The 5,796-nt window shown below is 49.1% G+C and carries 5 protein-coding genes; 3 read left to right on the forward strand and 2 right to left on the reverse strand.

The features are described 5' to 3' along the window. Positions 1-532: hypothetical protein (locus KDK13_RS17330; protein ID WP_257286246.1), on the reverse strand; the 532-nt coding region annotated here is incomplete at its 3' end. Between the two features lie 687 nt (positions 533-1,219). Beyond that, positions 1,220-1,645, reverse strand: a complete 426-nt coding sequence (locus KDK13_RS17335) for a hypothetical protein (RefSeq protein ID WP_257286247.1) — start codon at positions 1,643-1,645, stop codon at positions 1,220-1,222. A 248-nt stretch (positions 1,646-1,893) separates the two neighbouring features. On the opposite strand from KDK13_RS17335, the gene KDK13_RS17340 reads away from it, so the two are divergent. The 3 genes from KDK13_RS17340 to KDK13_RS17350 all read left to right on the forward strand — a co-directional run. Next, positions 1,894-2,610, forward strand: a complete 717-nt coding sequence (locus KDK13_RS17340) for a response regulator (RefSeq protein ID WP_257286248.1) — start codon at positions 1,894-1,896, stop codon at positions 2,608-2,610. Then, positions 2,607-4,178 (forward strand): ATP-binding protein, encoded by a 1,572-nt coding sequence (locus KDK13_RS17345; protein ID WP_257286249.1) that lies wholly within the window; start codon positions 2,607-2,609, stop codon positions 4,176-4,178. The genes KDK13_RS17340 and KDK13_RS17345 overlap by 4 nt, the downstream gene beginning before the upstream one ends. Before the next feature lie 335 nt (positions 4,179-4,513). Beyond that, a partial coding sequence (locus KDK13_RS17350) for a hypothetical protein (protein WP_257286250.1) occupies positions 4,514-5,796 on the forward strand: 1,283 nt, incomplete at its 3' end.

The raw sequence follows: 5,796 nt of genomic DNA on the forward strand, positions 1-5,796 counted from the left end.
ATTGGGTTGTAGCCGTTGCTGCACTGTCGTGAACGGTTGTATGTGTTGGTATTGAGGGTGTGAAGGCACTGGTATGGTCAGCAGTTGATAAGGTGGGTGATGAGACCGTGCTGTCAGTGGTTGAGCCAGGCGGTAGTCCTGTGGTTTCCGGATTGACGTCAGTGGTAGTGGAATCTTCGGATTCGGATAATGGTGTGAGCGGTTTATTAGCAATGTAGTTTGTGCCAGGGTTATTGCTGTTATTCTTATGAGTTCTCAGGCCAGGGAGAGGTGGCGACTTAATGAAATGTGTATCCTGGGTACGATGTTGGAGGCATTCAGTCAATTTCTTTTGCATATTTTTTATCTTGCCTTCCATAATCTTTGTTTCTGCCTGGTTTTTATTAATCAGTTTTTGGACATCTGATTCAGTATTTGTTCGATACGACAGAAATTTCTTTTTGGTTGATTGTTCGGGTAAATCGCTTTGAATGGTTTCAGTAGTGTATGTATTCTGATGAATGGCTCTTGTTGGTGCTATCTGGTTGTTCATTATCTGTTACCTTTGTCCAGGTCAGTTAATATGGAACAGTGTATTACCCATTTTTTATTATTTTTACTGGCAGATGATGTGCTGGTAAATCAGAAACTATTCTTTTTTTGTAACTATTCAGTACCAGTCTCATTACTGGACAATGGCATAACATTTTATTCTGAACAGATCTGAAAAATAGTAATGGTAAACGTTTATTAAACGGCAGAAGATTAATGTAGTCAGGATTATCGACCAGCCAGAGATAATTACTCTTATGTTCTGGAACCATTGTGGTGAAGGTTGATAAAGAAATAATGTTTAAGATAATGGTATATAAATCAGAAAATTCCAGATTGTTATTTTATCGAAACTCGCGGAATTCTCCATCCATAGCTCGGAGAGCTTGGATGGAGATGGATGGGGCCGCGCAGGTGGGGCCGCCTAGGTAGCGAGGCTTGCGTAGAGCAAGCCCCTGTATTACTCTCAAACCACTGCGAAGCCCTGCATAATGGGTCGCATGTAACTCCCGATCAGAAGCCCCCACTATAATCGGTGAGCCGATTTAGTGGAGGGAGTAGGTCACTTATACGTTTCTCGATTATCCGGGTCACGAATACAGATTCTTCCTTGATTTGAAATGTCCGGGAAAGCTCATATTTGGATTAAGAAAACTGAAGGTCCGAAAAGAAATACAGAGTAAGTGGTTTATTGTTTCGCTGAGATCCGTTCCCTGATCATGTTGTAACGCTCCAGTGGCATACCATTTTTGGCCAGCATCATCTCTTTTACCAGGGAGTTGTCTTTGGTCACGATGGTTACGTTATAGCCATCTTTTGTCGAGGTCACTTTGCCCACTTTAACGTTGGGGTTGCCCTGCATGATCAGTCGGGCTTCATTGAGGGTTCTGATTTCGTCTGCCGAGAACTTCCGGCTCATGAACTCTTTGCCGTTTTTGCCCATAATGCCATGTTTGCCATGTTCTCCTTTCATAAATTGGCCGGAGCGGTTACCTTCATCGCAGTGTCTGCCGTCTCTGTCATTGTCACCCCGCCAGGCAAAGGCTGAGGAGGCCGCAAATACAGTCACCAGGGCGGTTGCAATCGCGGTTCCAATCAATGTTGTCTTGTTCATGGTTTTTGTCCTCACTGACATTGGTTTAATGAAACCCTGGTAATCGTTTCGGGTTTCAATGGGTTTATTAAAAACCATGAATTTCCCAGAAATATCTCCAGACTATAGGCGTTTGTCTCAATTTGTATCAATTGTTCGCAGCCTATCCAAAGTAACGGCATTTCAACCTTATAATGACTGGTATTAGGGCCTGTTGATCACTGGTAAGTTTGACGGACTCCTGAACCGGAATCTGGGTGCGGAACACCATGAAAAAACACATTCTTGTGGTTGATGACCACGATGACATTCGCGATCTGTTAGGACGCTATCTGGATCAGCATGGCTACCTTGTTTCTCTGGCTGATGGCGGAACAGCCATGCGTGAAGTTCTTGAACGTGAAGCCATTGACCTTGTGGTTCTGGATATCATGATGCCGGGAGAAGACGGGCTGACGTTATGTCGTTATCTTCAGGAAAATGATGGTCCGCCTGTGATCATGTTGACTGCCATGAGTGAAGAAGCCGATACCATCGTCGGTTTGGAGATGGGGGCGGATGATTATATCTCCAAACCGTTCAGCCCAAGGGAGTTGCTGGCACGAATCAGGGCCGTTTTGCGTCGTCTGGAGCATGTTTCAGCCAGGGAGCCTGCTGCCAGCGATCATTCCATACTGACGTTTAAGGGCTGGAGCCTGGATGTTCATCAGCACCAGCTGACTCGGGAAGATGGCTTGCTGGTGGATTTGAGTGCTGCCGAGTTTCGATTGTTAAAGGTTTTCCTGGAACATTCACGGCAGGTATTGAGCCGGGATCAGCTGATGGACCTCACCAGGGGGCGTGAGGCTTTGCCATTTGACCGGAGTATTGATAACCATATCAGCCGGTTGAGAAAGAAGATTGAGAAAGATCCGAAACATCCAACGCTGATTAAAACCGTCTGGGGTGGGGGATACATGTTTACCGAAGTATCAAAAGCGGTATGAACGACTTATTCCCTGATTCTATTCGCAAGAGGATCAGCAAGCCGGGCGCCTTTAAACGTCTATGGTCGAGTATGGTGACCCAGATGGTTTTGGTCGTTCTGGTCGCCCTTGTTTTTGCCCAGGTGTTCAGCTTTGTCATTCTTGGCAATGCCTACCGCACGGTTCTGTCGGATATCAGTCAGAGGTCACAGTTTCAACAGATAGAATCCCTGGTCTGGTTACTGGAAAATAACCCGGTCACTGATTATTCAGCCATTCTTGCGGCAGCCAGAACCCAAAATGCCTGGTTTACTGTTGATGAACGCAGCGAGCTGACCAGCAAAGATATGAATGTTCACGATAAACGACTGATGCAGCGTTTATTGCACTTAATGGGTAGCCAATACAAAGGGCGTATACTGGTAAAAGTGGACCACTCAAGGGATGAGGGTCTGATAAAAAGCGTTGCTTCCAAAAGCCCGGCCTTCAGAAGCGGGGAGTCAGGGTACCGGAAGTTTTCCAGGTCTTGCAGTGATGGAGATAGCTGTCAGAAACCATGGCATCAGCACCGTCCGATGCCGGATTCCCGGCAGGATGGCAACCGCCGCTATGTCCGGGAAGGGTGGCGTCCCCCGTTGGTAACCAGCCTTCAGGTTTCCGTGCAAATGGTCAATGGTTACTGGCTGAACCTGAAAGCCACGGCTCCTGCAGCACCACCGCTGGCTGCAAAACAAACCGTTATTTTCCTGGTTACGGCCATGGTACTGGTTCTGGCAGCCCTTGCGGTGATGGTGAGGCGTATTACACGGCCCTTGCGCATGCTGGCAAAAGCGTCCACTCGTTTGGGGGTGGGGGAACAGGTAGCGCCTTTACCAGAGAAAGGCCCTGCAGATCTGAAGGAAACCATTCGGGCATTTAACAAGATGAATGATCGTCTGCAGCGGTTTGTGTCGGATCGAACCCGAATGCTGGCGGCATTATCCCATGACCTCAGAACCCCTATCACCAGTATGCGGCTCCGGGTCGAACTGATGCCCCGTAGCAAGGATCGTGACCAGCTTCTGGCCACTCTGGAGGAGATGCAGCAGATGTCCGAGGCCACACTGGCATTTATGCGTCAGGCATCGGACAACGAAGTGACTCGACAGGTGGATCTGAACGCCATGACCGGCAGCCTGTGTGACGATCTTGCTGAGCTTGGGCAGGATGTGAGTTTCCGGGAAGCTGGTGAGGTCATTATCCGCTGTCGTCCAGTGAGCCTTAAGCGGGCACTGAGGAACCTGGTTGAGAACGGCGTTAAATATGGTCAGCGGGTTGACGTGAGTCTGAAGCAGTATCACCGGGCCGGTCAGCATTTTGTGGCTGTGGTGATTCAGGATCATGGGCCGGGTATTCCTGAAGACAAGATGGCGCAGGTGTTTGAGCCCTTTTTCAGACTGGAAGGGTCAAGGAACCGGGATACGGGGGGGATTGGCCTGGGGATGGCTATTGCCCGAAATATTGTCCGCAATCATGGTGGTGAGATCAGTCTCGAAAACCGTCTGCAGGGACTCACGGTTATACTGGAGTTGCCATTGCACCGGGGATAAAAAAACAAACTTCAAGCTGGTGGCCACCGCTCCACCGTTAGGAATTGTCTTTTAATAAGTTCCCGATTTCCGTTCACCCTGTGTGCTGAGCTTGTCGAAGTATCGAAGGGTCGTGCCACCGAACTTCGATACTTCGACAAGCTCAGCACTCAGTCCGAACGGCGTCAGGCAATGAAAATAGGGAAGTTATTTCCAGACAATTCCTTAGCTCCACGCGTTCCTGTCTGATACCTCTCGATCGCATCCGAAAGGCATATGGTTAGCTACTTACGACGGTTTGGTAATTCCTGTCCACTGCCGATAGTAATGGCAATACTTTCGGCCAGTTATTAATCATGCACAATTTTCTGAGATATCCACTTTGCAGTATCCCTTCCGCTGGTGGCATTGACCCCGGTTCTGCCCATCATGCTCCGGTGCCACCATCTGATCAGGCCACTACTAATGCCAAATTTGCCACTCGCCAGGCCGAAGTCATGTCGGGTGTAGAATCAAAAGTCAGCCATCCGGAGGCAATGAGTTATGACCAGGCAGGTACTGCTGCTATCGACGGTAAAGGACTCAGTGACAGGGACATCCAACCTGCCACGGGTGAGTCGCTTCCTTCCGTTAAGGGCGATCAGCTGGATAAACCTGACCAGAGAGAACTGAAGGAAACGCAAGATCAACTTCTCAAACAGGCCGATGAACTGCTTAAGAAAAGTAGTGAAAAAAAGGCGGTAACTGCCTCTCTGAGTGGCTTGAAAAAGTCAATAGCCGAATTGAAAAAGGCTCAGAACGATGGCCCGATGGGGGCTCTTGAGGCACTTCAAAAGACAGAGTTCCCGCCCGCCCTGAAGGTCAAAATTACGCTTGGAAGTGGCGAAAAGTTGAGCCTGATCCCCCCCGGGGAAGAGTTGAAAAATCAGTCTAACCTGGGTGAGCTGATGGAGAAAGCCGTAAAGGTTCTTGAAAGGCATAACAAGGAAAACTTCGCATCATTTGATCAGGCCAGCACTGACCAGGAAATCTCCAATCTGAAACAGCAAGTCTCAGACATCGATCAACAAATCGGGGAAGAGTCCTCGGGTATTAATGACTTCGCCAGGCTGGAAAACAGACGATGCCTGCTTACCATCAATGTTCGGGCCAGAGTTGAGGACGGTTCGGTCAACGCCACGCATATTGATGGTGGTCCGCTAGCCCAACAAACGACAATGGGAAGTCTCATGACAGGGTCTGTGCATAGAGCCACAACTGACCAGCCTCCCCAAACCGGTTCTGAGGCAGGACGGGATAATGACAGGCCTGTCATGCTTGAAGCGACAGCACAGAATCTGAGCGATTCAAGCCCGGCTGACCAGGCTGCTTCCATCAACTCCACGGGTAACGCCGGTGATACAGGCTCCGATGAACTCGACATAGAAGTGACGTACGACAATCCTGTTATAGGGGCGGGCGGGCAAGATACTTCACTTATCCCCGGCATAGTGCAGAGTCCTTCTGAACAAACAGACTCTACACCAGGTACAAGTTCACAGCCCGATGGTATCCGTCAAACCGGCGATAACGGGGAGGATTACAGTGAGCTGGATGGCGTCGCTGAGTTGTTTGCCGAGCCAGATACCGCTGAGGATTC

The sequence above is a fragment of the Endozoicomonas sp. SESOKO1 genome, assembly GCF_024606265.1.
Taxonomy (GTDB): Bacteria; Pseudomonadota; Gammaproteobacteria; order Pseudomonadales; family Endozoicomonadaceae; genus Endozoicomonas.

What these genes read in the sequence shown, in the direction of transcription:
- KDK13_RS17335 (WP_257286247.1), bottom strand. Translation starts at nt 1,645, where the DNA reads ATGAACAAGACAACATTGATTGGAACCGCGATTGCAACCGCCCTGGTG.
- KDK13_RS17340 (WP_257286248.1), top strand. Translation starts at nt 1,894, where the DNA reads ATGAAAAAACACATTCTTGTGGTTGATGACCACGATGACATTCGCGAT.
- KDK13_RS17345 (WP_257286249.1), top strand. Translation starts at nt 2,607, where the DNA reads ATGAACGACTTATTCCCTGATTCTATTCGCAAGAGGATCAGCAAGCCG.